The following is a 24,243-nucleotide window of genomic DNA, read 5'->3' as shown; positions in this document are numbered from 1 at the left end:
GTAACGCCGTCGCGCTGCGCCAACCCTGGAAGCCGCGCCCGCAGAGGCTTCCGCGGGCGCGGCGCAGCGATTGTTCCAGATTTTCGACAATTGCTTTCGCGTTCCGGCCGTTTATCGCAAACGGCTGCGCAACTACATTTGCTCCTGTCGCCGCGACCCACGTGGCACCAGTACAAAAGGAGCAGATCATGAAACGCACTCTCGCAACCGCCATTGGCGCCACGCTCGTTTTCTCGCTCGCCGCTAGCGTTTCCGCCTTCGCGCAGGACAACAGCGCTCCAAAAACCCGCGCCGAAGTGAAGGCGGAAATCGCTGCCGCGTATCGGGACGGCACGCTGCCCTCGCTGAACAAGACGAGCTACCCCGAGCAAAGCCTGATCGGCCGCACGCAAGCGCAACGCATCGCGCTGCAGGAAAGCCGCGCGAACAACGCCCAGCGCGTTGCGCAGGCTGGCGAATAAGCCCGCACGACGAAAAACGTAGGAGTCCAGCATGAATTCGACCGTACCTTCCGAACTCGAGCAGTGGGACAACACCACGCCCGTGTGGACGCCGTTTCGGCATTGAAATTTGAAGCGCGCGTGAAGATGTGAAAAGTGTGAAAAGGCCCGGCGATTTTGCAACCGTCGGGCCTTGGCGTTATCGATTCACGAAATCCGGCTCGAAAAACACCCAGCGCACGAGAGGAAAGCGCGCCTGCAGATCGGCTTCGATCTCGTTGATCGTTTCGACCATGGTGCGGCTGTGCTCGTAGTCGAGCATTTCGCACTGCACTGCCACCATCACCTCCTTGCCCCATTGCAGGGTAATGAGGCTGATGATGCTGCGAATCTCGGGCCGCGCGCGCAGGAACGATTCGATATCGCGCCGCATTTCCGGGCTTGCCGATTCGCCGACGATCATCGACTTCACTTCGCGCGCGATGAACCACGCAATCAGCATGAGCAGCACGCCCACGCCAATCGAGCCGCATGCATCCCATACCGGATTGCCCATGATGACCGTGAGCAGCACGGCGGCGAACGCAATGGCGAGGCCCGCCAGCGCGGCGATGTCCTCGCCCGCCACGACGAGCAGGTCGGAATCGCGCGTTTCGCGCGCCCAGCGCCACAGCGATTTCGTGGGCGCGCCCTTGCGAATCTCACGCATCGCGCCGTAAAGCGAAAACGCTTCGAGCACCACGGAAATGCCGAGCACGACGAGCGCCACATACACGAATCGCAACGGCTCGCGCGCAATCAGCCGATGTACGCCCTCGTACACCGAGAACGCGCCGCCCACGAAGAACAGCAGCAGCGCCACGAGCAGCGAGTAGAAGTTGATCGCGCGGCCCGTGCCCATGGGATGCAGCGGCGTGGGCGGCTCGCGCGACTGGCGCAGGCCGAAGAGCAGCAGCAGTTGATTGCCGCAGTCGGCCGTGGAGTGAATCGCCTCCGCGAACATCGATCCCGAACCCGTGAACGCCGCGGCAGCGTACTTGCAGACCGCTATGCCGAAGTTCGCAGCGAGCGCGTAGAAGATGGCTTTCGGCGATTCTCCGCTCATACGGCCCTCATGCGACGTCCACGCGCGCCGGGCCTGCGCTCAGTTCGCCGATCACGCGTGCGTCGTTGAAGTTTTCTGCGCGGAAGATCGCCAGCACTTCGTCCACGTTTTCCGGCGCGCAGGCCACGAGCAGGCCGCCCGAGGTTTGCGGGTCGGTGAGCAGCGTGCGGGCGCTTTCAGGCAGGCTGGCCGCGAGCCCGACGGCGTCGCCGTACGAGGCCCAGTTGCGGCCCGAGGCGCCCGTGTACACACCGTCATCCACGAACTTCTGCACGCCCGGCAGCCACGGCAGGTCGGCGTAGTGCACGCGCGCCGTGAGATTCGCGCCACGCGCGATTTCGAGCATGTGGCCGAGCAGGCCGAAACCTGTCACATCCGTCATGGCGTGCACGCCGGGCAGTTCTGCGAGCGTCGCGCCCGGCTTGTTGAGCATGGTCGCGGCGGTCACCATCGCCTGGTAGCCTGTGTCGTTGAGCAGTTCCTTCTTGAGCGCGGCGGAAAGCACGCCCACGCCCAGCGGCTTGCCGAGCACGAGCACGTCGCCGGCTTTCGCCGACGCGTTGCGCTTCACGCGCTCGGGATGCACCACGCCGAGCGCCGCCAGGCCGTAAATGGGCTCCACGGAGTCGATCGAATGGCCGCCCGCCACGGGAATGCCCGCCGCCGCGCACACGTCCTCGCCGCCGCGCAGCACCTGCGCGATCACGTCGTGCGGCAGCACGTTGATCGGCATGCCCACGAGCGCCAGCGCGAGGATCGGCTTGCCGCCCATGGCGTAGACGTCCGAGAGCGCGTTGGTCGCGGCGATGCGGCCAAAGTCGTACGGATCGTCGACGATCGGCATGAAGAAGTCCGTCGTCGCGACGATGGCCTGCTCGTCGTTGAGCTTGTAGACGGCGGCGTCGTCGGCGGTCTCGGTGCCGACCAGCAGGTTCGGAAACGCGGTGGTGAGCGGCGTGCTGCGGGCGAGCAGCGCGGAAAGCACGCCCGGCGCGATCTTGCAGCCGCAGCCGCCGCCGTGCGAAAGGCTCGTGAGGCGCGGCACGGCGGCGCCAATGGCGGGTTTGTCGTTCATGTCTGGAAATCGTCCTGAAAGTGCCGGATGAGTGTTCGTATTATGGAGCAATCGCCGGACGGGCGATGCGGGCGGCGCGCACGCGCCGCGGCACCGTTCAGCCGCGCCCGGCGGCCTGGCCCGCGGCGTTCGCGGTGAAGTCGCCCGCGTGGAGCGTATCGACGAGCCATTGCGGATCGTCGTGCGGCAGATCGTGCCCCGCCCACGGATGCTCCACGTGCGGCGCGCCCCAGGCGCGCGCGAGCCGCGCCGAGCAAACGGGGTTCACGAGCCCGTCGCCTTGCGACGACACCACGAGCACCGCACAGCGCGGCGCGGCGCACGCCTTGAAGCGCGCGGCGGCGGCTAGCTGGCGCAGCGCGTTCGCGCGGCTCACGTGGGCGCTCGCGCGGATCGCCCGCCACGTTTCGAGGTCGGCAGCGAGCGTGTCGCGGCGCGCGCAAGTGAGCCCGTGGATCAGCGTCTCGGCAATGTCGCCGCTATCGCCGCCATCCCAGTGCCGCGCCACGCGCACGAGCGCGGGCCACGCCGAGGGCCGCAAGCGCTCGTGAATGTGGCTAAAAGGCCGCATGCTCGTATTTACGAGCGCGAGCCGGTCTATTTCTTCGGGGTAACGCAGCGCCCACGCCGTCGCCACCATGCCGCCCAGCGACATCGCCAGCACGCGGTATGGCGCGCGTGCGCCGTGCCGCTGCGCCTCGGCGCGCAGCGCGTCCACGTAGTCGTCCACCGCGAGCGGCGAGCGTACGTGCGCCGCGGTGCCGTTGCCCGGCAGGTCGATCGGCAGCACGCCGTCGCGCGCCGCAAGCCGCGCGGCGAACGCGCCCCAGTGGCGCGATTCACGCGTGAGGCCGCGCAGCAGGATCCACGGTTCGCTCATGTGCCCGGCTTGCGATACCAGTGCCCGATCGCGCTTTTCAGCACCTCCTCGCGTATCACGCCCTCGGGCAGCCAGCGCTGCGCGGAATACGCGGCGCGCGTGAGGAATTCGAACAGATTCGCGTGACGCCGCAACACACGCGCCGTGCGATGCTGCAAGAGCGGATTGAACATGCCCTGGCGCGAAAAAATCTGGCGCGGGTTCTTCTTGATCCACAGCCACGAGCCCAATTCGAGTGTGAGCGGCAGAAAGATGTTGCTGTCGGGCGCGCGATCGTACGCGCAATCCCACAAGTCGCCGTGCAGCAAATATTGATGGCTCTGCGGCTCGAAGGTGTAGCCGTGATGCGGATGCGCGCGCTCGAACATCGTCTTGAGTACGTACATTTCGGGCAGATGGCGTATGAGGCGGCGCGTGCGCGCGTACGGAAACCAGATGCTGTCGGTCCAGCCGTACCCCGAATGGCAGTCGAGTGCGAAGGAAAGCGGGCGCCGCGTGAGCTCTTCGTCGACGATCTTCAGGAGCGCCTGCGCCTCGATCTCCATGGCCGCGCCGCGCCGCCCCCGATACCACGGCAGCCACGAGCCGACGCGCTGGCCGCCCGCGAGAAAGGGCACGCGCTCGTCGGCGTCCTGCGGCGCGTTGCGCATGAGGTCCACGCCGTTCGGATTCGCACGCGTGGCGAGCCACATGCCACCGGGATTGAGGATCGGCGCGAACACGATGCGCACGGACTCGAGCTGGCGCAGGAGCAGTTCGTCCCAGGCAAGACGCCCCACCAGTGCGCGCATGTAGTCGAGCACGAGCTGCGAGCCAATGCGCTCGAGCCCATGAATGCCCCCGAAAAAACCAATGCCGGGCGCGGCCGGATCGCGCGAGCCGATTGCCGCCACATAGAGAGGAAACGTGCGGCCGCGCACCTCGACTTCGCCCTCGCTGCGAATGTCGAGCCAGCGTGCGCCGGCATCGAGGATCATCTTGAGATCCTCGTATTCCTCGAAGCTGTCAGGTAGGAAGCTCAGTGCCTGCATATGGCGCCGGGTTTCGTCGCTCGTTTGGATGGGGCCGCCTAGGTGGGGCCGCCCAGGTCGGGGCCGCGTTGTGCGGCCGCATTGTCTACAACTGCCTTGCACCCGCCGCCCCTGTCGACAATGAGTCACCAACAAGTCAGGAAAACCAGGGACAGCAAGTACGTTGCCCATCAATATAGCCGCTTCCCGTGATATTGAGCGTGACAGATGTTTGGCGTCATGCCTCTGTCACATCCATCGCGTTTTTTCTGCGCCAGGAAGACCGTAAAACATGTAGTCGTCTAGACGTCGCGACACCTTCACTCAACCGTCACAGTCGCTTCCTAGAATGAGCCCTCGACTACACAGCGACGGATTGTTATGGACGCCATACGCATCGAACGCCTCTCGAAAAGCTTCGACAGCGGCCGCAAGGCACTCGACGAAATCAACCTGCGCGTAGGCGTTGGCGAGATGGTCGCGCTGATCGGCGCATCGGGCTCGGGCAAATCGACCTTGCTACGCCATATTGCGGGCTTCACGGCTTCCGACCCGCAGCCTTCGCGCATCGAGATTCTTGGTCGTCCTATTCAGCAGGACGGCCGCATCGTGCGCGAAGTGCGCCGCATTCGCCGCGACATCGGCTTCGTGTTTCAGCAGTTTAATCTCGTGCATCGCCTCACCGTCGAAACGAACGTGCTGATCGGCGCGCTATCGCGGCTGCCGTTGTGGCGACGCCTCACGGGCCGCTTTCCGCGCGCCGAGCGCGAGCTGATGCTTGCCGCGCTCGGCGAAGTCGGCATCGCGCACAAGGCCGCTGAGCGCGCCTCGAATCTCTCGGGCGGCCAGCAGCAGCGCGCGGCGCTCGCCCGCGCGCTCGTGCAGCGCGCGCGCCTCATTCTCGCAGACGAACCGATCGCCTCGCTCGACCCCACATCGTCGCGCCGCGTGATGGACATGATGCGCATGCTCAACCGCGATCACGGCTTGACGGTGGTCGTCTCGCTGCATCAGGTCGACATCGCCATGGAGTACTGCCCGCGCACCATTGCGCTGCGCGACGGGCGCGTGGTGTACGACGGCGCTTCGGCAGCGCTCACACCCGCCCTGCTGCAACAGCTGTATGGCAACGCCGCGCGCGAACTGCTCGAACCCGATGCTGCACCGTCCGCGGCAACGCGCTTCGGCGCGCAGCCTCGCGCGGCCTGATGACGCAACCCAACCCTTATTCAACCCGCAACGTTTCCCCTCATCACGGACCGCCCCAATGAAACTGTTCCGCTCCATGCTCTCCTGGTGCGCCGCCGGCGCCGTCGCGTTTGCCTCGCTCGGCAGCGCGGCCGCGCACGCGGAAGACCTCAGCTTCGGCATCATCTCGACCGACTCGTCGGCGGTGCTCAAGCAACGCTGGCAACCGTTCATCGACGATCTGAACAAGCAGACCGGCCTGCACGTGAATGCGTTCTTCGCCACCGACTACTCGGGCATCATCGAAGCGATGCGCTTCAACAAGGTGCAGATCGGCTACTTCGGCAATGCTTCGGCCATGGAAGCCGTGGACCGCTCGAATGGCGAGATCTTCGCGAAGGTGCTCTACGCGAACGGCGACACGGGCTACAAGTCGGTGCTCATCACCAACGTGAACAGCCGCGTGAAGACGATCGACGATGTGTTCAAGAATACTAAGGATCTCACGCTCGGCTGGGGCGACCCCAATTCGACCTCGGGCACGCTGATTCCGGGCTATTACCTCTTCGCGAAACACGGCATTTCGGTGAACGCGACGAACTTCAAGACCGTGCTGCCGTCGAGCCACGAAGCGAACCTGCTTGCCGTGGTGAACAACAAGGTGGATATCGCCACCAACAACACCATCGAGCTTTCCACGCTTGAACAGAAGCACCCGGACCGCTTTGCCCAGGTGCGAGTGCTGTGGACCTCGCCGCTCATTCCGTCCGATCCGCTCGTGTATCGCAAGGATCTGCCTGAAGCCACGAAGCAAAAGCTGCGCGACTTCTTCTACCACTACGGGAAGACCGATCCGCGCGAGAAGAAGATCATGGCCGATATCACCGGCTATGCAGGCTTCGCGCCCGCCAGCGACGCGCAACTCCTGCCGATCCGCCAGGTCGCGCTGTTCCAGCAGAAAGAGAAGATCACAGCCGACACGCATCTCTCCGACGACGACCGCAAGAGCCAGATCGCGGCCATCGACGCGAAGATCGGCGCGCTCGCCGCACCTGCGAAGCAGTAATGGGCGCAATGGATTTCGACAGCTCACGCGCCGTGCCGCAGGCAGAAGTCGCGAGGCCCGTTGCCGGGCCGGCGGCGGCGCCAGACGTCGCCGCCGCGCCGCAAGCGGCCGCCCTTGCTGCGAGCAGGCTGGCAGGCAAGCGCAGCTGGTCCTCGCTCGCGCTCTGGGCCATCGTGTTCGTGCTGCTCGGCGTGGCGTGGCGCGGCGCCGACATGCGCCCGCTCGACCTCTTCTCCGACTCCGCGAACATGGGCACGTTCGCGCGCGGCTTCTTCCCGCCGGACTTCACGGAATGGCGCACGTATGCCCAGGAGATGTGGGTCACGGTCGCGGTGGCGCTGTGGGGTACGGCGCTCGCCATCGTCTGCGCGGTGCCGTTCGGGCTCATGTCGGCGCACAACCTCGCGCCCGCGTGGGTGCTGCATCCCGTGCGGCGATTGATGGACGCGTGCCGCGCCATCAACGAGATGGTGTTCGCGATGCTCTTCATCGTGGCCGTGGGCCTCGGGCCGTTCGCGGGCGTGCTGGCCTTGTGGGTGCACACCACAGGCGTGCTCGCGAAGCTCTTTGCGGAAGCGGTGGAAGCCATCGACCCGCGCCCCGTGGAAGGCGTGCGCGCGACGGGCGCCTCGACGCTCGACGAGATCATCTACGGCGTTCTGCCCCAGGTCATGCCGCTGTGGATCTCATACGCGCTCTACCGGTTCGAGTCGAATGTGCGCTCGGCGATGGTGGTAGGCATGGTGGGCGCGGGCGGCATCGGCGTCGTGCTGTATGAGGAAATCCGCTCGTTCGATTATCAGCAGACCAGCGCCGTTCTCATCATGGTGATCGTCGTCGTCACGGCCATCGATCTCATCTCCGCAAGACTGCGTGCGCGCGTGATCTAACGCATTCCCCAACAGCCGCGCAAGCCGAATCGAAACACAACGACGGCTCGCGCGGCTTTTCTCTGTTTCTGGCCGCCACGCGCGTTCGCTGGAATAATCACACGATTGCGGCCGCAACGGCCCGCGTCTCCAACAAACCATTCGATTCGCAATCCCAATGGCCAGTTTCGTCGTTCTGCTGGTCCTGCTCTCGGCACTCATGCACGCGAGCTGGAACGCCTTCCTCCATCTATCGGGCGACCGCCTCTGGCTGCTCGGCATGTTCTCGGTGCCGTACATCGTCGTGAGCGCGATCGCCGTGTGCGTGCTGCCGCTGCCCGCGCAGGCGAGCTGGCCGTAGATCGCCGCTTCGGTGGTGCTGGAGTTCGTATACTGCTTCACGCTGATCCGCGCCTATCGCAGCGGCGACTTCGGGCAGATCTACCCCATCGCGCGCGGGCTTTCTCCGCTGCTCGTATTCGCGGGCGCGCTCGTGTTCGCGCACGAAGACCTGCATGCGCTCGCGGTCACGGGCGTCGCGCTCGTTCCGCTTGGCATCATGTCGCTCGCCTTCCGGCGCGGCATGCGCTTTTCGGGCGAGAGCGTGCCGTATGCGCTGCTCACGGGCCTTTTCATCGCGATGTATTCGGTCGTCGACGGCCTCGGCGCGCGCCTGTCCGGCAACGGCCGCGCTCACGGCGTATTGCCTCGTGATCGAGGCGTTCCGTTATTTGCCAATCGCGATGGTTTCCGCGCTGCGCGAACTCTCGTCGGTCTTCGCCGTGCTGATCGGCTGGCTGTTCATGAACGAGAAGCTCACGGCGCGCCGCATGGTGGCATGCACGCTCGTGACTTGCGGGGCCGTGCTGATCCGGCAGTGAGCGGCCTGTGCGTAGCGACTGCTTCGCTCACACGAACGCGGGTAACGTCGTATCGATCGCCTCGGCAAGCGTGTCGAACGCGGGCGCGATCTCCTCGTCGGGCACGCAGGCATAGCCGATCAGCAAGCCCGGGTTCGCGCGCTCGCGCGACGAGTAATACCCCGAAAGCGGCCGCACCACGATATTGCGCGCGAGCGCGGCTTCGGCCACGGCGCGGTCGTCGCTGCCTTCGGGCAGCTGCATCACGACGTGCAGGCCCGCGTCGCCGCCTATGGCGGGCAACGCGTCGCCGTAGCGGCGCGAAACCGCGTCCAGCAGCACCTGGCGGCGCTGGCCGTAGAGCGCGCGCATCTTGCGGATATGCGAGGTGAAGTGCCCTTCGGCGATGAACTCCGCGAGCACGGCCTGCTGCAGCAATTGCCCCTCGCGATACAACTCCGCGCTCGCGGTCGCGAAGCTTTCCGCCAGCGCTTGTGGCGCGACGAGATAGCCCACGCGCAAGCCCGGAAACAGCGTCTTGCCGAAGCTCCCCACGTAGATCACCTGCCCCGCCGTATCGAGCCCCTGCAATGACGCGAGCGGGCGGCTGCCGTAACGGAACTCGCTGTCGTAGTCGTCCTCGATGATCCAGCACTGATGCTGGCGCGCGTACTCGAGCAACATGCGCCGGCGCGCGAGGCTCATCACCATGCCGAGCGGATACTGGTGCGAAGGCGTGACGAGCATGAGGCGCGGCGGCGGCGCGGCGAAGTCGTCGGCCGACGGGTTGAGGCCTTCGCTGTCCACGGCGATCGGCCGCGTACTGAGGCCTGAGACGTGCAGCACGCTGCGCACGCCCCAGTAGCACGGGTCTTCGGTCCAGATGGTGTCGCCGGGGTCGGAGAGCAGACGCACGGCCAGGTCGATGGACTGGTGAATACCCGTCGTGATGATGATCTGCTCCGGCGAGCAGCGCACCGAGCGAGAGGTGCGCAGATAGTCGGCCAGCACGTGGCGCAGCAGCGCGAGCCCGCCGCCGGGCGCGTAGGTCAGCAGGTCCGGGCGCAGGCTGCGCCAGTACTTGTTGTGCAGACGCGTCCACACGCGCGCGGGGAAGCGGGAGACGTCGGGCACGCCGGGCATGAACGCGCCGCCCTGACGCTTCGATACGCCTGCGCTGGTAATCAGGCGCGTGCCGCGTGCCGAGAGTGCGCGCGCCGTGGGGCGCTGCGGGTGCTTGGCGGCTTCCAGTCCGCTTGCCTCCGCGGTTCCAGGTGCCGCCGCGGCAAGCGTTTCCGCGCCCTGCACGCTTTGGCGGTTAGTTGCAACACGTCCTGCAGCCGGCGCGGCTCCTGGTAGTTCAGTATTTTTCCGCGGTTGCATAGAGCCAATTTCCGTCGCGCCCACGATCTCGTCGGGCGACGTGTCCGCCACGAAAGTGCCGCGCCCCGTCGCCGACGTGACATAGCCTTCGAGCACCAATTGTTCGTAGACCTGCGTCACGGTATTGCGCGCAATCCCCAGCTCCGCCGCCAGCAGCCGCGACGACGGCACCCGCGCCCCGGCCGGCAGCTCGCGCGAAAGGATCGCCTGCTGCAGCAGCTTGTGCAGTTGCCGGTACACCGGCTGGGCGCTTCCGCGGTCGAGCCGTTGGGCCAGCCAATCGGACAGAACACTCGCACGCATCGAAATTGGCTCCTAAATATTGCACTGAATGGCTCTGAAAATTAGAGCCAAACCTGAGTATAGTCGCGACATGGACTGCTTGCTGGTCCGCCAACCAACCTCAGAACTGACACCGATTCCACAGGAGATGAACGTGAGCAAGAACGCCGATCTGCAAAGCCGCAAGAACGCCATTACCCCGCGCGGCGTGGGCGTGATGTGTGACTTCTACGCCGAGCGCGCCGAAAACGCCGAGCTGTGGGACGTGGAAGGCCGCCGCTTCATCGACTTCGCCGCCGGTATCGCCGTGTGCAACACGGGCCACCGCCATCCGAAGATCGTCGCCGCGATCAAGGCGCAGCTCGACCAGTTCACGCACACCGCCTACCAGATCGTGCCGTACGAGTCGTACGTCTCGCTGGCCGAAAAGGTCGCCCAGCGCGCGCCGGGCAGTTTCGCCAAGAAGGCCGCCTTCTTCACGACGGGCGCCGAAGCCGTCGAAAACGCCGTGAAAATCGCACGTGCCCATACGGGCCGTCCGGGCGTGATCGCCTTCGCGGGCGGCTTCCACGGCCGCACGATGATGGGCATGGCGCTCACGGGCAAGGTCGCGCCGTACAAGCTCGCGTTCGGCCCGTTCCCGGCCGACGTGTACCACGCCCCGTACCCGAACTCGGTCCACGGCATCAGCACGGCCGACTCGCTCAAGCACATCGACATGCTGTTCAAGGCCGACATCGATCCGAAGCGCGTCGCCGCGATCATCTTCGAACCGGTGCAGGGCGAAGGCGGCTTCTACCAGGCACCGGCTGACTTCGTGCGCGGCCTGCGCAAGATCTGCGACACGCACGGCATCCTGCTGATCGCCGACGAAGTGCAAACGGGCTTCGCGCGCACCGGCAAGCTGTTCGCGATGGAACACTACGACGTCGCGCCGGACCTCATGACGATCGCCAAGAGCCTGGCAGGCGGCATGCCGCTCTCGGGCGTGGTGGGCCGCGCGGAAGTCATGGACGCGGCAGCGCCCGGCGGTCTCGGCGGCACGTACGCGGGCAATCCGCTGGCTGTGGCGTCGGCGCATGCGGTGATCGAGATCATCGAAGAAGAAAAGCTCTGCGAGCGCGCCACGAAGCTCGGCGACAAGCTCAAGGCCAAGCTCAGCGCGATGAAGGCCGACGTGCCGCAAATCGCCGACGTGCGCGGCCCAGGCGCGATGAACGCGGTTGAGTTCTGCAAGCCGGGTACGAACGAGGCCGACGCCGACTTCACGAAGCGCGTGCAGACCGCCGCGCTGAACCGCGGCCTGCTGCTGCTCGTGTGCGGCGTGTACTCGAACGTCGTGCGCTTCCTGTTCCCGCTGACGATCCAGGACAACGTGTTCGACGAAGCGCTCGCGATCCTCGAAGAGTCGATCAAGGAAGCTGTGGGCGTGCCGGCGTAAGCCTCCACCGCATTCTGGCCCGTGAGCGGCGGGCCATCCGCGAAACGGCACACCGGCGTTTGCCGCTGTGCCGTTCGTCGTTCTAAAAGAATCGAATCAACGCCTACCTGGAGTTCAGGAATGAACCTGAAAGACGCATCGCTGCTGCAACACAACGCCTTTATCAATGGCGAATGGCAAGGCGCCGAAGACGGCGCCACGCTCGAAGTCAAGAACCCCGCCACCGGCGCGGTCATCGGCACGGTGCCGCGCATGGGTGCCGCGGAAACGCGCCGCGCGATCGCCGCCGCGAACGCTGCATGGCCCGCATGGCGCGCGAAGACCGCGAAGGAGCGCAGCGTTATCCTGCGCAAGTGGCATGACCTGATGATGGAAAACGCCGACGACCTGGCACTCATCCTCACCACGGAACAAGGCAAGCCCCTCGCCGAGGCGAAGGGCGAGATCGGCTACGCTGCGTCGTTCCTCGAATGGTTCGCGGAGGAAGGCAAGCGTATCTATGGCGACACGATCCCCACGCCCGCCAACGACAAGCGTATCGTCGTGACGAAGGAACCCGTGGGCGTGTGCGCCGCGATCACGCCGTGGAATTTCCCCGCCGCGATGATCACCCGCAAGGTCGGCCCCGCGCTCGCGGCAGGTTGCCCGATCGTGCTCAAGCCCGCCGAAGCCACGCCGTTCTCGGCGCTCGCGCTGGCCGTGCTAGCCGAGCGCGCGGGCGTGCCGCGTGGTGTGTTCAGTGTCGTGACGGGCGACCCGAAGGCGATTGGCGGCGAGCTCACGAGCAACCCGACCGTGCGCAAGCTCTCGTTCACGGGCTCGACGCCGGTGGGCCGCCTGCTCATGGGCCAGTGCGCCTCGACGGTCAAGAAGGTCTCGCTGGAACTGGGCGGCAACGCGCCGTTCATCGTATTCGAAGACGCCGATCTCGATGCGGCCGTAGCCGGCGCCATCGCCTCGAAGTATCGCAACAGCGGCCAGACCTGCGTGTGCACGAACCGCTTCTACGTGCACGACGCCGTGTACGACGCGTTCGCGGCCAAGCTGCGCGACGCGGTGGAAAAGCTCAAGGTCGGCCTCGGCACAGAGGCTGGCGTGACGCAAGGCCCGCTCATCAACGAAGCGGCCGTGCTGAAGGTGGAATCGCACATCGAAGATGCGCTCGCAAAAGGCGCCCAGGTGACCACGGGCGGCAAGCGCCACGCGCTCGGCCACGGCTTTTTCGAGCCGACCATTCTCACCGGCGTCACGCCCGCGATGAAGGTTGCGCGCGACGAAACCTTCGGGCCGCTCGCGCCGCTGTTCCGCTTCTCGTCGGATGAAGAAGTGATCAGGATGGCGAACGATACCGAGTTCGGTCTCGCCGCCTACTTCTACAGCCGCGACATTGGCCGCGTGTGGCGCGTGGCCGAAGCGCTCGAATACGGCATGGTGGGCATCAACACCGGCCTGATCTCGAACGAAGTCGCGCCGTTTGGCGGCGTGAAGCAGTCCGGCCTTGGCCGCGAAGGCTCGCACTATGGCGTGGACGACTACGTAGTGATCAAGTACATGTGCATGGCGGGCATGTAACGACCAGACGAAAAACGGGCGCCTTCTCAGGCGCCCGTTCGGATCGTAAAAGGGAGCCGGCGCCGCAATGCGCCGGCTTTTTTTACGTGCTTACTGCGCGGCGCCGACCGGCGTCACCTGTGTCGCATAAGCGGAAACGAACACAGCGTGGATCGTGTCGCCGACCTTCAAAGTCTTGAGGTCGATATCCGGCGTGGCTTGCAGCGTGACAGTCTGATACGCGCCGCGCAGCGTCACTTCGCGCTTCTTCACGTTGATATGCTGCACCGTGGCCTGGACTTCGACCTGGCGCGCGGCGTCGTAGCCCGACGACGCGGGCAGATAAACATTGGTATCCACACGCTTGCGAATACCCTTGTCCTTGCCCGTTACCTTTTCGGCTGTCACGAGGAGCGCATTCTTGTAGAGCACGTCGACGGTGTCGCCCACGTTGAGCTGATCGAAGTTGCTGACCTGCTGGCTGAGCGCGATATCGACATCATTACCGCGCGGCCCCCGCAGCGTGACGACGCGCGCGGCGCGATCGATGCCGACGATCTTCGCCTGGATATGGACCGGCTCCGCGTTGGCAATCACTTCCTGCGCCGCGCTGGCGAGCGCGCTTTGCCCCTGCGGCGCCGAAGCGGGCGCATCGTTTTGTGCAAACGCCACCTGCGAAATGCCAACGCCCACCACCCATGCCGCCGCCAGAATCGCTGCCTTCGTCATTCACATTCTCCTCGTCAAACGGGTTTGAACTGATTGCCGTATTTGCATCGGCGTGTGGCGCCGAAGTGCGACCGATTCTACGCGCGGGCTTTAAAACGAGGCCGCTACCTGGCCGGAAGCGAGTCAAGTTATCGCCAACAAATACGGCTCATGGCCGAGGGATTTGCAGAGGCTCAAATTCCTGTGCGACTACACATTGAAACGAATTGCGCAATTGTTGCGTAGATCGAAATTCTTTTTTTGCACGGCTTTGCTGTGTGCATCGGCATATGCGCAGTACCAGGCCCCTGAAGGTGTGGGCGTTGGGCACGCAGCAAGACAAAAAAGCCGCGGATCAAATCGATCCACGGCTTTTTCAATTCAGAGCGACCAAAAATCAGACGCGCTCGATCGCGATAGCAATCCCCTGCCCCACGCCGATACACATCGTGCAAAGCGCAAAACGCCCTTGCGTGCGATGGAGCTGATACATGGCGGTCGTCACGAGCCGCGCGCCGCTCATCCCGAGCGGATGGCCAAGTGCAATTGCTCCGCCGTTAGGATTGACACGAGGATCGTCATCGGCGACGCCGAGCATGCGCAGCACGGCGAGCCCTTGCGATGCAAACGCTTCGTTCAACTCGATAACATCGAACTGGTCGATGGTCATGTTCAGACGCGCGAGGAGCTTCTGCGTAGCGGGCGCGGGACCAATGCCCATCACGCGCGGCGCGACGCCAGCCGTCGCGATACCGAGCACGCGCGCACGCGGCACGAGCCCAAAACGCCTGGCGGTTTCCTCATTGGCGAGGAGCAGCGCGCAAGCGCCATCATTCACGCCCGAAGCGTTGCCAGCCGTCACCGAGCCATCCGGACGCACGACGCCCTTGAGCTTGGCGAGCGCTTCGAGGCTCGTCTCACGCGGATGCTCGTCGCGCGAGAAAACAATCGGATCGCCCTTCTTCTGCGCAATCGTCACCGCGACGATCTCCTGCGCAAGCGTGCCATCCGCCTGTGCGCGAGCTGCCTTCTGCTGGCTGCGAACCGCAAACGCATCCTGATCGGCGCGGCTCACGTTGTAGTCGACGGCGACGTTTTCGCCCGTTTCCGGCATCGAGTCCACACCGTACTGCTGCTTCATCAGCGGATTGACGAAGCGCCAGCCAATCGTCGTGTCGTAAATCGCGGCGTCGCGAGCGAAGGCGCTCGCCGACTTGCCCATGACGAACGGCGCGCGGCTCATGCTTTCCACGCCACCCGCAATCATCAGCCCGGTTTCGCCGGACTTGAGCGCGCGCGCGGCAATGCCCACGGCATCCATGCCGGAGCCGCACAGGCGGTTCACCGTCGAGCCCGGCACGGCCTGCGGCAAGCCCGCCAGCAGCGACGACATGCGCGCGACGTTACGGTTGTCCTCGCCCGCCTGGTTCGCGCAGCCGTAGATGACGTCGTCGATCGCCGTCCAGTCCACGTCCTTGTTGCGCTCCATGAGCGCCTTGAGCGGAACGGCGCCGAGGTCGTCGGCGCGAACCTGGGCAAGGGCGCCCGCGTAGCGGCCGATAGGCGTGCGAATCGCGTCGCAGATGAATGCTTCCGTCATGTGAGTCTCCTTTCGATCGCAGGCACTTGATGCGATCCCATGCAAAGATGATTGAGATTGACGGACTGCGCGGGCGAAAATGGGAGATCGAACGCGCACGTCCTCGTGCGATTTGTTCGACTGTCGAACCGATGATCGTTAATCGAACAATTTGATGGCCATAATAGGCGTGTCCCGGGACGGGTGTCAAGCACGCGGACCTGGCTCCAAAAGTGAAAAGCCGCACAGGACGCTGCCCGTGCGGCTTCGCGAGTTCAGGCGCGCGCGAGGCGCCAGCCAGTGAGGCGAACGCTTAACGCGACATCATGAGCATGCCGACGTTGTGCATGACCCAGATCGTGCCGAAGATCAGGAACGCGGCGGCCAACACCGTGTACGCGAGCGACAGCACATTCCAGCCCTGCCCCGGCGACGTGTTCAGATGCAGGAAGAACACGAGGTGCACGACCACCTGGACGAAGGCGAGCACCGCGATCACGATCATGGCCGTGGTGGCATCGAGCGTGCCGTGCAGGACAACGGCGAATGCGCCCGCGGTAAGCAGCACCGAAAGAATGAAGCCCGCCACATAGCTGCCGAGGCTGCCGTGCGACTCTGCATGAGATTGAGCCATTTAGAGCACGCTCCCCAGATAGACAAAAGAAAACACGCAGATCCACACCACGTCGAGAAAGTGCCAGAAGAGGCTCAGGCACGTGAGACGGCGGATTTCCTGCTCGCCCAGCTGCTGTGCGCGCACCACCTGGATCATCATCACGAGCATCCACAGCAGGCCGAAGAACACGTGCAGGCCGTGCGTGGCGACAAGCGTGAAGAACGACGAAAGGAACGCGCTGCGCTGCGGGCCGGCACCATCTGCGATCAGGTGCGAGAACTCGCGCAGTTCGAGCACGAGGAACGACGCACCCAGAATGAAGGTGACGGCGAGCCAGCCGAGCACCACGCCGTTCTTGCGCTGGTGCGCGCCGAGCATCGCAAAGCCGTACGTGATGCTCGAAAGCAGCAGCACGGCCGTTTCGAGCGCGACGCCCGGAATGTCGAACAGGTCCTTGCCCGTGGGGCCGCCCGCGAACTGGTGGCCCAGCACGCCAAACGTGGCGAACAGCGCCGCGAACAGCAGGCAGTCGGTCATCAGGTAGACCCAGAAGCCGAATACCGAGTGCGACTGCGGGTGATCGTGGTGATCGAGTTCGGCAAGGGTTGCCGCATTGGTTTTCTGTAACATCAGACTGCCTCCTCGGCGACCAGGTCACGCTTGGCCACGGCGGCGCCGGTGCCAAAGCGCCGTTCTTCGATCTCGCGGACCTTCGCGGCCGGAATGTAATAACCGTCGTTGTTGCCGAAGCTCTTCAAGATGACCGTCAGCGCGACGCCAACGAACCCGAGCACCGCAAGCCACGTGATGTGCCACACGGCCGCGAAACCCAGCACGAGGCTGAACATGCCGATGACGAAGCCCGCCGACGTGTTCGACGGCATGTGGATGTCGCTATATTTCGCGGCGAGCCCCGGACCGCGGCCCGCTTCCTTCATGTGCGCGAAAGCGTCGATCTCGTCCACGTGCGGAATGACCGCGAAGTTATAAACCGCCGGCGGCGACGACGTTGCCCATTCGAGCGTGCGACCGTCCCACGGGTCGCCCGTCACGTCCTTGCATTCGGCCTTGTTGCGGTTTACGAAGGCCATGACCCACAGCAGGACCTGGAACACGATGCCGACCGCGATGATCGCAGCGCCAATTGCGGCGACGACGAAGTACGGATGCCATTCGGGCACGTCGTAGTGGTTGGTACGGCGCGTTGCGCCCATGAAACCGAGCACGTAGAGCGGCACGAAGGCCACGTAGAAGCCGACGAACCAGCACCAGAACGACGCCTTGCCGAGCTTTTCGCTGGGCTTCAAGCCGAACACCTTCGGGAACCAGTACTGCAGGCCCGCGAGGTAACCGAACACCACGCCGCCGATAATCGCGTTGTGGAAGTGAGCGACCAGGAAGAGCGAGTTGTGGAGCACGAAGTCCGCACCCGGAATCGCGAGCATCACGCCGGTCATGCCGGCGATCGAGAACGTCACCATGAAGCCGACGGTCCAGAGCACGGGCGCGGTGAAGTGCACACGGCCGCGATACATCGTGAACAGCCAGTTGAAGATCTTCACGCCGGTGGGAATGGCGATAATCATCGTCGCGATACCGAAGAACGCGTTGACGTCGGCGCCCGAACCCATCGTGAAGAAGTGGTGCGCCCACACGAGGAACGCCAGCACCATGATCGCGCACGAGGCGTACACCATCGTCTTGTAGCCGAACAGCGGCTTCTTGCAGAACGTGGCCATCACTTCCGAATAGATGCCGAACGCAGGCAGCACGAGGATGTACACCTCGGGGTGACCCCACGCCCAGATCAGGTTCAGATACAGCATGGCGTTGCCGCCAAGCTCGTTCGTGAAGAAGTGCGTGCCGACGTAGCGATCGAGGCCGAGCAGCGCCACGGCGATCGTGAGGATCGGGAACGTGGCCATGATGAGCACGTTCGAGCACAGCGCCGTCCACGTGAACACGGGCATCTTCATGAGCGTCATGCCGGGCGCGCGCATCTTGAGGATCGTGACGAAGAAGTTCACGGCCGTGATCAATGTGCCGACACCTGAGAGCTGGACCGACCAGATGTAGTAGTCCACCCCCACGTCTGGACTGAACTGCAGTTCAGAGAGCGGCGGATACGCGAGCCAGCCCACCTTCGCGAACTCGCCGATCACGAGCGAGAGGTTGATGAGGATCGCACTGATCGCCGTCATCCAGAACGAAAGCGAGTTCAGGAACGGGAACGCCACATCGCGCGCGCCGATCTGCAGGGGCACGACAAGGTTGAAGAAGCCGACCATGAGCGCCATCGCCATGAAGAAGATCATGATGACGCCATGCGCCGTGAAGATCTGGTCGAAGTGATGCGGCGGCAGATAGCCGGGCGAATCGAACGCCATGGCCTGCTGGATACGCATCATGACCGCGTCGGCGAAGCCGCGCACGAGCATGAGCACCGCCACGATCATGTACATCACGCCGATGCGTTTGTGGTCCACACTCGTGAGCCACTCGGTCCAGATGTACTTCCACTTGCCGGTCACGGTGACGAGACCGAGCACGCCGAGGACGATCAGTGCCATGAACGCCGCCGCGCCCATGATGATGGGCTGATCGAACGGGATCGCCTCTAATGTGAGTTTTCCGAACATGCTGCTTACCCCTTGGTCACGCAAGACGGGTCGAAAATCGTGACGTGCCCGTTGTTGTACTTCGCGATGATGTTATTGAAGAGCTTCGGGTCGACGGTCGAGAAGTACTGCACCGGCGCCTTCTCCTGCGGCTTCGAAACCGTTGCGTACTCGTCCATCGAAAGCTGGGTGGACGACGTCTTCACCTTCTGCACCCACGCGTCGAAGTCCTGCTGGCTCGTGGCGAGCGTGCGGAACTTCATGTCCGAGAAGCCCTTGCCGCTGTAGTTGGACGAGAGACCGTCGAAATCGCCCGCTTCGTCGGCGATCAGGTGCAGACGCGTTTGCATGCCCGCCATGGCGTAGACCTGGGTGCCCAGCTGCGGGATGAAGAACGAATTCATCACCGAGTCCGACGTGATGCGGAAGTTGACCGGCGTGCCCACCGGCACCGCGAGCTGGTTCACCGAGGCAATGCCGAGGTCGGGGTAGATGAAGAGCCACTTCCAGTCGAGCGCGACGACCTCGACGTTGATGGGCTTCACGCTCGACTCCAGCGGCTTGTACGGGTCGAGCTCGTGCGAGGTGCGCCACGTGAGGATGGCGAGGAACAGGATGATCGCGGCCGGAATGGCCCAGACCACCACTTCGATCGCCGTGGAGTGGGCCCACTTCGGCGCGTAGGTCGCGTTGCGGTTCGAGGCGCGGTAGCGCCACGCGAACAGGAGCGTCAGGATGATGACGGGCACCACGACCAGCAGCATGGCCCACGTGGCCGTGAGGATGAGCGACTTCTCGGCCGCGCCCACGCTGCCCTTCGGGTCCAGCACGGCAAAATTGCCGCTGCACCCCGCAAGAGAAACGAGCAGCCCGCTGCCGAGGGGGATTAACCACCTTTTAAAGGCTTTTCTGTCTTTCATGTTTGCCTGTTCTTCCGTTGTCCACCAAAACGCGTAACACCCAACACATTTGCATCGCAAATTCGCCACGCAAAATGCACCCGTATCGTATTCAGCGCGATTCTACGGAAAGCACCAATCTCAAAATTTGATCTTTGCTAAGGATTCACCAGCGGGACAAAGCTCGCCAAGGCAAGCGCGACGGAAAGCCGCAATTATCTTTCCAATAGCTTTCATCCAGAAAACCCCCACTGCGTGGCGGTTTCAGCGTGAGAGCCAGCGCGCGCGCAAGCGAAGTGGCGGACGGAGACACGCGCGGCGTAATCGAAGAATCGTCAGGAAATGCGCCAATTCTTTCGAATTTCGACTTCACCTTTTTCTTTTTTAATTTCAGGCCGCGCCGATATTCAGCTCTAAATGATCAATTCATTCGCCAATCACTTTTCGACCGCAATTAATTGACTGGAATCAATATCTGAATACCAAATGATTTGGTGTGCGCATTTGACGCGTGTCATGCCACGCCACACTCTCGATGTTGACTCGGGCGCCCTGCCCCGAAAGTTTGCGCCCGCCTCGCCCTCGCCGCTTGTTGGCGAAACCGATCGCTTGGGTTATCTTGATAGGTTCTTCAAGCGCCGCAGCAAGATCGAACGCCACGCCCATGAATTCTGCTTCCAGTGCCTCGCCAGACCGCTCCACCGACCAGCAGGAGATTCCCGAAAAGCCGGGCGACTCCTATGTGCAGTCATTCGCGCGTGGGCTTTCGGTGATCCGCGCGTTCAACGCCGAGCATCCCGAGCAGACCCTCACCGACGTCGCCGCCGCCACGGGCCTCACGCGCGCCGGGGCGCGCCGCATTCTGCTCACGCTGCAGACGCTCGGCTACGTCGAAGCCGAGGGGCGGCTCTTTCGCCTCACCCCGCGCATTCTCGACCTGGGCTTCGCGTACCTCACGTCGATGCCGTTCTGGAATCTCGCCGAGCCGGTGATGGAGGAGCTGTCGCAGGAAGTGCATGAGAGCTGCTCGGCGGCCGTGCTCGACCGCACCGAGATCGTCTACGTGCTGCGCGTGCCCACGCATAAGATCATGACGATCAACCTCTCGATCGGCAGCCGCCTGCCCGCATACTGCACCTCCATGGGGCGCGTGCTGCTCGCCTCGCTCGACGACGCCGCGCTCGACGAAACGCTCGGCTCCTCGCCGCTCTATGCGCATACGGCGCGCACGGTCACCGACGTCGGCGAACTCAAGAAGATCATCGGCCAGGTGCGCCAGCAGGGCTGGGCCATTGTCGATCAGGAACTGGAAGGCGGCCTCATCTCGATCTCCGCGCCTATCCGCAACCGGCAGGGCCGCGTGATCGCCGCGATGAACATCAGCGGCAACGCGCAGCGCACGTCGGCCAAACAGATGGTGAAGACCTTCCTCGATCCGCTTCAGCAAGCCGCGGCGCGTGTGTCCGGCATGGTCGCGCGGCGCACGTAAAGACGACTGATCGCAACCGGGCGCGACTGATCAAGCCGCCCCGGCGCGCTCAAGCCATCTCAGGCAACCTCGGCAAATACCTGCACGAGCCAGTCGGCGAAAGCGCGCACGCGCAGCGACAACTGGCGGTTCTGCGGGTACAGCACCGAGACCGGCAAGGGCGGCGGCGGATGCGCGGGCAGCACGACGCACAGCTCGCCGTTGGCGAGCAGTTCGCGCACGCGGTAGCGCGGCACCTGAACGATGCCGAGCCCCGCCAGCGCGCCCGCCGTGTAGAGTTCCGCGCCGTTCACGGCCACCGGGCCCGGCAGCGTCACGTCGGCGATACCGTCAGCGGTCGTGAATTCGAGTGGGAGCGCGCGGCCCGTGGACGGCGAAACATAGTTCACGGCCCGATGGCCGGGTCTACCCAACCGCCCCGGATTTCCCGTGTGCGTGCCGGCGAGCGCCTCGATCGATTTCGGGTCGCCATGCCGTTCCAGATACGCGGGGCTCGCGCAGGTCACCTGCTCCAGCAGCGCCACGCGCCGCGCAATCATCGAGGAGTCGGCCAGTTCGCCCGCGCGCAGCACGCAGTCCACGCCCTCGCGCACGAGATCGACAAAGTGGTCACCCGAGCCGATGAAGAACTCGATCCGCGGATAGCGCGCGAGAAAGTCGGGCAGGCGCGGCATCACGAAATACTGCGTGAGCGTCCCCTGCATGTTCACGCGCAAGCGCCCCTGCGGATCGGTGTCGCGAAACGCCTCCTCGGTTTCCTCGAGGTCGGCGAGCAGGCGCAGGCAGCGCTGGTAGTAGGCGTCGCCGTCGAGCGTCGGCTTGACCTGACGCGTGGTGCGTTCGAGCAAACGCACGCCAAGGCGCGCTTCGAGGCGCTTGATCGAATTGGTGACCGTCGCCCGCGGCAAGTTCAGATCGTCGGCCGCCTGCGTGAAGCTGCGGCGGTCGACGATGCGCGTGAAAATCTGCATCTCCTGGAAACGGTCCAAGGGCATTCTCGTTGAGTTCTCGGGTCGCCAGCATCTTCTCACGGCAACCGCACCCAACCAAAAATCCCCCAGGCCGTTCGAGCCCTTAAGCGGCTGTTAAGCGGCGGTTAAGGACGACGCCGCGACTATCCGGCCGCCACCTGCCGTACGAGCTTGACGAACGCCCCGCCCGCCTCCTCCAGGTGCCCCGAGTTGTCGATGCGCGCGAACGCCGCGCCCGACGGCACCTCGAATGGCGCGCGCCGCGCGAGACGCAACGCGACCTGCTCGGGCGTTTCGCGCGCCCGGGAAGCGAGGCGCGCGGCCAGGACGTGCTGCGCGGCTTCGATGTGCACGAGCGTCATGCGTGGGTAGCGCGCGAACGCCTCGCCCGCGTAGGCGCGCGAACCGTTCACTACGACGGTGCAGCCAAGCGCCATCCATTGATCGATCTCCACGCCCACGCCGTAGCGCAGCGCGTGGCTGCGCCATTGCAACGCGAAGAGGCCGCGCTGCGAACGCGCCTCGAATTCGGCCTCGGTGAGCGCGACGTGGTTCTCGCCGCCGCTGTCTTCGCGCGTGATGTAGCGATGCGCGAAGACGACGTCTTCGCCGGACAGGCGCTCACGCGCGTAACGCAGCAGCGTGTCCTTACCCGCGCCCGAAGGGCCCATTACGTAGATCAGGCCGCCCTTCATGCGCGAGCCCCCGCGAACGGCAAGCGGCGCCACAGCGTGAACGGCGCGCCCGGCCCGGGCTCGACGAAGAGCGCCGCGCCCTCCACCGGCAGCGGGTTTGCAACGCGCATCTGCGTGTTCCAGGCATCGACGAGTTGCGCGCACGTTTGCGCGTCGTTCAGCGAATCGGATAGCGTCATGTGAAAGCGGAATTCTTCGAACACGTACGGGTAGCCCCACTCTTCGACGTAAGCGCGCTGACGCTGCGTGAGCGGCGCGTCCAGGCGCTTCGCGAGTTCGGCGGGCGTTTGCGGGGCACGCAGCGAGCCGAGCGCACGCAGTGCGTTGGCAGCCAGCTCGCGCAGCGCGGTTTCGCCGGCATCGTCGGCGGGGCGCAGCGCCACGAAGCGGCCGAGCAGCGCCGCCTCGACGTTGGCTTCGAAGCGCGCCTGCTCCTGCGCCCACTGCTGCGCGCCGGCGAGCAGCGCCGCGGGCGTCACGCCCCGCGCGAGACGGAACGGCGGCACGAGGGTGCCGTGCCAGCCATAGCGGCGCGGCGCGACCGTGAGCGTTTCCAGCGGCTGCGGCAGGCCTGCGAGCCAAGGCGGCGGCGCAAGGGTGTCGCCCGTCTCCGGGTCGCGGCCAAGCCACGCGCAGCCCGCCTGCCACCACGCCGACTCGCGCGGCGGCGCATAGTAAAGTGCGAAGCGCGCGACGGAGCGGAAGGCTTCGTGCAGCACGCTCATATGTCGTGCTCCACCATCAGTTGCACGCGGTCGGCGGCGAAGTGCGTGATGCCGTACTTGATCGGCACGCCTTCGAGATCGACGTCGACGTTTTCCACCCACAGCACCGGCTGCTGCCGGTTGATGTTCAAGCGCCGCGCCACCTCGGCCTCGGGCAGCACGCTGCCGATACGGCTCCACTTGCGCAGATAGTCGGTCACGCCGTATTCGGCGAGGGCCTTCGATGTGCTGTCGACGCGCTCCATGACAACCGGCAGATCGGCGAAGCGTGCGGCGGGATACCAGCTGCGCGCGTAAGTGAGCGGCACGCCGTCCGACTCGTGCAGCGTTTCGAGCCGGTACACGAGCGCGCCCGCGCGCAGGCCGAGCGCCTTGGCGACCGTGGGGTCCGCCTTGCCACGCGACGACGCGAGCAGCTTGCCCACCGCCGAATGCTGATGGCGCTTCAGGTTCTCGGTAAAGCGCGTGCGCTTGCCGATGGTGTAGTCGATCGCGCCGGGCTGCACGAAGGTGCCACGCCCCTGCTCCACGCTCACGAGGCCCAACGCCGCGAGGCCCAGCATCGCGCGCCGCACGGTGTGGCGGTTCACGTCGAAGCGGCGCGCAAGCTCGCCCTCGCTAGGCAGCCGGCCGTCTTCCCCGAAGCCCTTCGCGGCGATCTCGGCCGCGAGGATCTGCTCGATCTGCCGCCACACCGCCACACCCGCGCCGCGCTCAAGCAGGCTGGACGGCGCCTCGTCGTTCGATGTCATGGTGCTGTCATTCCTCTCGGTTCCAATAGCGTTTTGTGCAT

General features: G+C 64.8%; 23 protein-coding genes and 1 pseudogene. 8 read left to right on the top strand and 16 right to left on the bottom strand.

What is annotated here, in order from left to right:
• Positions 1–188 precede the first annotated feature (188 nt).
• Positions 189–461, top strand: coding sequence for a DUF4148 domain-containing protein (locus M3I54_RS15260; RefSeq protein ID WP_254337181.1), 273 nt, complete (start codon positions 189–191; stop codon positions 459–461).
• A 178-nt stretch (positions 462–639) separates the two neighbouring features.
• Here the strand turns inward: M3I54_RS15260 and M3I54_RS15255 are convergent, their stop codons facing one another.
• From M3I54_RS15255 to M3I54_RS15240, 4 genes are all read right to left on the bottom strand, one after another.
• Positions 640–1,545, bottom strand: coding sequence for a cation diffusion facilitator family transporter (locus M3I54_RS15255; protein ID WP_254337179.1), 906 nt, complete (start codon positions 1,543–1,545; stop codon positions 640–642).
• Positions 1,546–1,552: 7 nt separating this feature from the next.
• The gene (gene selD / locus M3I54_RS15250; protein WP_254337177.1) at positions 1,553–2,620 is read right to left on the bottom strand and encodes a selenide, water dikinase SelD; all 1,068 of its coding nucleotides are present in this window, start codon (positions 2,618–2,620) and stop codon (positions 1,553–1,555) included.
• A 97-nt stretch (positions 2,621–2,717) separates the two neighbouring features.
• Complete coding sequence (locus M3I54_RS15245) at positions 2,718–3,500, bottom strand: alpha/beta fold hydrolase (RefSeq protein WP_254337175.1); 783 nt, start codon at positions 3,498–3,500, stop codon at positions 2,718–2,720.
• Positions 3,497–4,531: a M14 family zinc carboxypeptidase gene (locus tag M3I54_RS15240; protein ID WP_028202649.1), complete on the bottom strand. Its 1,035-nt coding sequence runs from the start codon at positions 4,529–4,531 to the stop codon at positions 3,497–3,499. Before M3I54_RS15240 ends, M3I54_RS15245 begins: the two co-directional genes overlap by 4 nt.
• A 360-nt stretch (positions 4,532–4,891) precedes the next feature.
• Here M3I54_RS15240 and phnC point away from each other — a divergent pair, with 360 nt between their 5' ends.
• The 4 genes and pseudogenes from phnC to M3I54_RS15220 all read left to right on the top strand — a co-directional run bounded on the left by phnC (position 4,892) and on the right by M3I54_RS15220 (position 8,514).
• Positions 4,892–5,719 (top strand): phosphonate ABC transporter ATP-binding protein, encoded by an 828-nt coding sequence (gene phnC / locus M3I54_RS15235; protein WP_254337172.1) that lies wholly within the window; start codon positions 4,892–4,894, stop codon positions 5,717–5,719.
• A gap of 58 nt (positions 5,720–5,777) precedes the next feature.
• On the top strand, positions 5,778–6,764 hold the full coding sequence (phnD, locus tag M3I54_RS15230) for a phosphonate ABC transporter substrate-binding protein (protein WP_254337169.1): 987 nt from the start codon (positions 5,778–5,780) through the stop codon (positions 6,762–6,764).
• Complete coding sequence (phnE, locus tag M3I54_RS15225) at positions 6,764–7,654, top strand: phosphonate ABC transporter, permease protein PhnE (RefSeq protein WP_375542148.1); 891 nt, start codon at positions 6,764–6,766, stop codon at positions 7,652–7,654. Before phnD ends, phnE begins: the two co-directional genes overlap by 1 nt.
• Positions 7,655–7,811: 157 nt before the next feature.
• Positions 7,812–8,514 (top strand): annotated as a pseudogene (locus tag M3I54_RS15220) (EamA family transporter).
• A 27-nt stretch (positions 8,515–8,541) separates the two neighbouring features.
• On the opposite strand, the gene M3I54_RS15215 reads toward M3I54_RS15220, so the two are convergent.
• Positions 8,542–10,179, bottom strand: a complete 1,638-nt coding sequence (locus M3I54_RS15215) for a PLP-dependent aminotransferase family protein (protein ID WP_254337166.1) — start codon at positions 10,177–10,179, stop codon at positions 8,542–8,544.
• A gap of 127 nt (positions 10,180–10,306) precedes the next feature.
• On the opposite strand from M3I54_RS15215, the gene gabT reads away from it, so the two are divergent.
• Positions 10,307–11,599 carry a 4-aminobutyrate--2-oxoglutarate transaminase gene (gabT, locus tag M3I54_RS15210; RefSeq protein ID WP_254337164.1) on the top strand — a complete coding sequence of 431 codons (1,293 nt, stop codon included), beginning with the start codon at positions 10,307–10,309 and terminating at the stop codon, positions 11,597–11,599.
• A gap of 120 nt (positions 11,600–11,719) precedes the next feature.
• Positions 11,720–13,171: an NADP-dependent succinate-semialdehyde dehydrogenase gene (gene gabD, locus M3I54_RS15205; RefSeq protein WP_254337162.1), complete on the top strand. Its 1,452-nt coding sequence runs from the start codon at positions 11,720–11,722 to the stop codon at positions 13,169–13,171.
• 90 nt (positions 13,172–13,261) lie between these two features.
• Here the strand turns inward: gabD and M3I54_RS15200 are convergent, their stop codons facing one another.
• The 7 genes from M3I54_RS15200 to M3I54_RS15170 all read right to left on the bottom strand — a co-directional run bounded on the left by M3I54_RS15200 (position 13,262) and on the right by M3I54_RS15170 (position 20,236).
• Complete coding sequence (locus M3I54_RS15200) at positions 13,262–13,879, bottom strand: hypothetical protein (RefSeq protein WP_254337160.1); 618 nt, start codon at positions 13,877–13,879, stop codon at positions 13,262–13,264.
• A 376-nt stretch (positions 13,880–14,255) separates the two neighbouring features.
• Positions 14,256–15,458 (bottom strand): 3-oxoadipyl-CoA thiolase, encoded by a 1,203-nt coding sequence (gene pcaF / locus M3I54_RS15195; protein WP_254337158.1) that lies wholly within the window; start codon positions 15,456–15,458, stop codon positions 14,256–14,258.
• Between the two features lie 292 nt (positions 15,459–15,750).
• On the bottom strand, positions 15,751–16,071 hold the full coding sequence (cyoD, locus tag M3I54_RS15190; RefSeq protein WP_254337155.1) for a cytochrome o ubiquinol oxidase subunit IV: 321 nt from the start codon (positions 16,069–16,071) through the stop codon (positions 15,751–15,753).
• The gene (cyoC, locus tag M3I54_RS15185; RefSeq protein ID WP_254337153.1) at positions 16,072–16,683 is read right to left on the bottom strand and encodes a cytochrome o ubiquinol oxidase subunit III; all 612 of its coding nucleotides are present in this window, start codon (positions 16,681–16,683) and stop codon (positions 16,072–16,074) included. It abuts the gene before it with no gap.
• On the bottom strand, positions 16,683–18,692 hold the full coding sequence (gene cyoB, locus M3I54_RS15180; RefSeq protein ID WP_254337151.1) for a cytochrome o ubiquinol oxidase subunit I: 2,010 nt from the start codon (positions 18,690–18,692) through the stop codon (positions 16,683–16,685). The genes cyoC and cyoB overlap by 1 nt, the downstream gene beginning before the upstream one ends.
• Before the next feature lie 5 nt (positions 18,693–18,697).
• Positions 18,698–19,591, bottom strand: coding sequence for a ubiquinol oxidase subunit II (gene cyoA / locus M3I54_RS15175; RefSeq protein ID WP_254337148.1), 894 nt, complete (start codon positions 19,589–19,591; stop codon positions 18,698–18,700).
• Positions 19,592–20,038: 447 nt separating this feature from the next.
• Complete coding sequence (locus tag M3I54_RS15170) at positions 20,039–20,236, bottom strand: hypothetical protein (RefSeq protein ID WP_254337146.1); 198 nt, start codon at positions 20,234–20,236, stop codon at positions 20,039–20,041.
• Here M3I54_RS15170 and M3I54_RS15165 point away from each other — a divergent pair.
• Positions 20,235–21,059 (top strand): IclR family transcriptional regulator, encoded by an 825-nt coding sequence (locus M3I54_RS15165; protein WP_254337144.1) that lies wholly within the window; start codon positions 20,235–20,237, stop codon positions 21,057–21,059. The genes M3I54_RS15170 and M3I54_RS15165 overlap by 2 nt on opposite strands.
• 59 nt (positions 21,060–21,118) lie before the next feature.
• Here M3I54_RS15165 and M3I54_RS15160 read toward each other — a convergent pair whose 3' ends face one another.
• From M3I54_RS15160 to phnF, 4 genes are all read right to left on the bottom strand, one after another.
• Positions 21,119–22,048 carry a LysR family transcriptional regulator gene (locus M3I54_RS15160; RefSeq protein ID WP_254337142.1) on the bottom strand — a complete coding sequence of 310 codons (930 nt, stop codon included), beginning with the start codon at positions 22,046–22,048 and terminating at the stop codon, positions 21,119–21,121.
• A 125-nt stretch (positions 22,049–22,173) separates the two neighbouring features.
• Positions 22,174–22,725, bottom strand: coding sequence for a phosphonate metabolism protein/1,5-bisphosphokinase (PRPP-forming) PhnN (phnN, locus tag M3I54_RS15155; RefSeq protein ID WP_254337140.1), 552 nt, complete (start codon positions 22,723–22,725; stop codon positions 22,174–22,176).
• Entirely contained in the window at positions 22,722–23,450 is a 729-nt protein-coding gene (locus tag M3I54_RS15150; protein ID WP_254337138.1) for a DUF1045 domain-containing protein, read from the bottom strand. The genes phnN and M3I54_RS15150 overlap by 4 nt, the downstream gene beginning before the upstream one ends.
• Positions 23,447–24,202, bottom strand: a complete 756-nt coding sequence (gene phnF, locus M3I54_RS15145; RefSeq protein WP_254337135.1) for a phosphonate metabolism transcriptional regulator PhnF — start codon at positions 24,200–24,202, stop codon at positions 23,447–23,449. Before phnF ends, M3I54_RS15150 begins: the two co-directional genes overlap by 4 nt.
• Positions 24,203–24,243 lie beyond the last annotated feature (41 nt).

Source organism: Paraburkholderia sp. CNPSo 3274 (assembly GCF_024206475.1).
In the GTDB taxonomy this organism is placed as follows: domain Bacteria; phylum Pseudomonadota; class Gammaproteobacteria; order Burkholderiales; family Burkholderiaceae; genus Paraburkholderia.
Note: the sequence above shows the minus strand (reverse complement) of the source record. Positions and strands in the feature narration are given on the sequence as shown.

Bases quoted from the DNA above. Each gene is read 5' to 3' on its own strand.
- M3I54_RS15260 (WP_254337181.1), top strand. From the start codon at position 189: ATGAAACGCACTCTCGCAACCGCCATTGGCGCCACGCTCGTTTTCTCG.
- M3I54_RS15255 (WP_254337179.1), bottom strand. From the start codon at position 1,545: ATGAGCGGAGAATCGCCGAAAGCCATCTTCTACGCGCTCGCTGCGAAC.
- selD (WP_254337177.1), bottom strand. From the start codon at position 2,620: ATGAACGACAAACCCGCCATTGGCGCCGCCGTGCCGCGCCTCACGAGC.
- M3I54_RS15245 (WP_254337175.1), bottom strand. From the start codon at position 3,500: ATGAGCGAACCGTGGATCCTGCTGCGCGGCCTCACGCGTGAATCGCGC.
- M3I54_RS15240 (WP_028202649.1), bottom strand. From the start codon at position 4,531: ATGCAGGCACTGAGCTTCCTACCTGACAGCTTCGAGGAATACGAGGAT.
- phnC (WP_254337172.1), top strand. From the start codon at position 4,892: ATGGACGCCATACGCATCGAACGCCTCTCGAAAAGCTTCGACAGCGGC.
- phnD (WP_254337169.1), top strand. From the start codon at position 5,778: ATGAAACTGTTCCGCTCCATGCTCTCCTGGTGCGCCGCCGGCGCCGTC.
- phnE (WP_375542148.1), top strand. From the start codon at position 6,764: ATGGGCGCAATGGATTTCGACAGCTCACGCGCCGTGCCGCAGGCAGAA.
- M3I54_RS15215 (WP_254337166.1), bottom strand. From the start codon at position 10,179: ATGCGTGCGAGTGTTCTGTCCGATTGGCTGGCCCAACGGCTCGACCGC.
- gabT (WP_254337164.1), top strand. From the start codon at position 10,307: ATGAACGTGAGCAAGAACGCCGATCTGCAAAGCCGCAAGAACGCCATT.
- gabD (WP_254337162.1), top strand. From the start codon at position 11,720: ATGAACCTGAAAGACGCATCGCTGCTGCAACACAACGCCTTTATCAAT.
- M3I54_RS15200 (WP_254337160.1), bottom strand. From the start codon at position 13,879: ATGACGAAGGCAGCGATTCTGGCGGCGGCATGGGTGGTGGGCGTTGGC.
- pcaF (WP_254337158.1), bottom strand. From the start codon at position 15,458: ATGACGGAAGCATTCATCTGCGACGCGATTCGCACGCCTATCGGCCGC.
- cyoD (WP_254337155.1), bottom strand. From the start codon at position 16,071: ATGGCTCAATCTCATGCAGAGTCGCACGGCAGCCTCGGCAGCTATGTG.
- cyoC (WP_254337153.1), bottom strand. From the start codon at position 16,683: ATGTTACAGAAAACCAATGCGGCAACCCTTGCCGAACTCGATCACCAC.
- cyoB (WP_254337151.1), bottom strand. From the start codon at position 18,692: ATGTTCGGAAAACTCACATTAGAGGCGATCCCGTTCGATCAGCCCATC.
- cyoA (WP_254337148.1), bottom strand. From the start codon at position 19,591: ATGAAAGACAGAAAAGCCTTTAAAAGGTGGTTAATCCCCCTCGGCAGC.
- M3I54_RS15165 (WP_254337144.1), top strand. From the start codon at position 20,235: ATGAATTCTGCTTCCAGTGCCTCGCCAGACCGCTCCACCGACCAGCAG.
- M3I54_RS15170 (WP_254337146.1), bottom strand. From the start codon at position 20,236: ATGGGCGTGGCGTTCGATCTTGCTGCGGCGCTTGAAGAACCTATCAAG.
- phnN (WP_254337140.1), bottom strand. From the start codon at position 22,725: ATGAAGGGCGGCCTGATCTACGTAATGGGCCCTTCGGGCGCGGGTAAG.
- M3I54_RS15150 (WP_254337138.1), bottom strand. From the start codon at position 23,450: ATGAGCGTGCTGCACGAAGCCTTCCGCTCCGTCGCGCGCTTCGCACTT.
- phnF (WP_254337135.1), bottom strand. From the start codon at position 24,202: ATGACATCGAACGACGAGGCGCCGTCCAGCCTGCTTGAGCGCGGCGCG.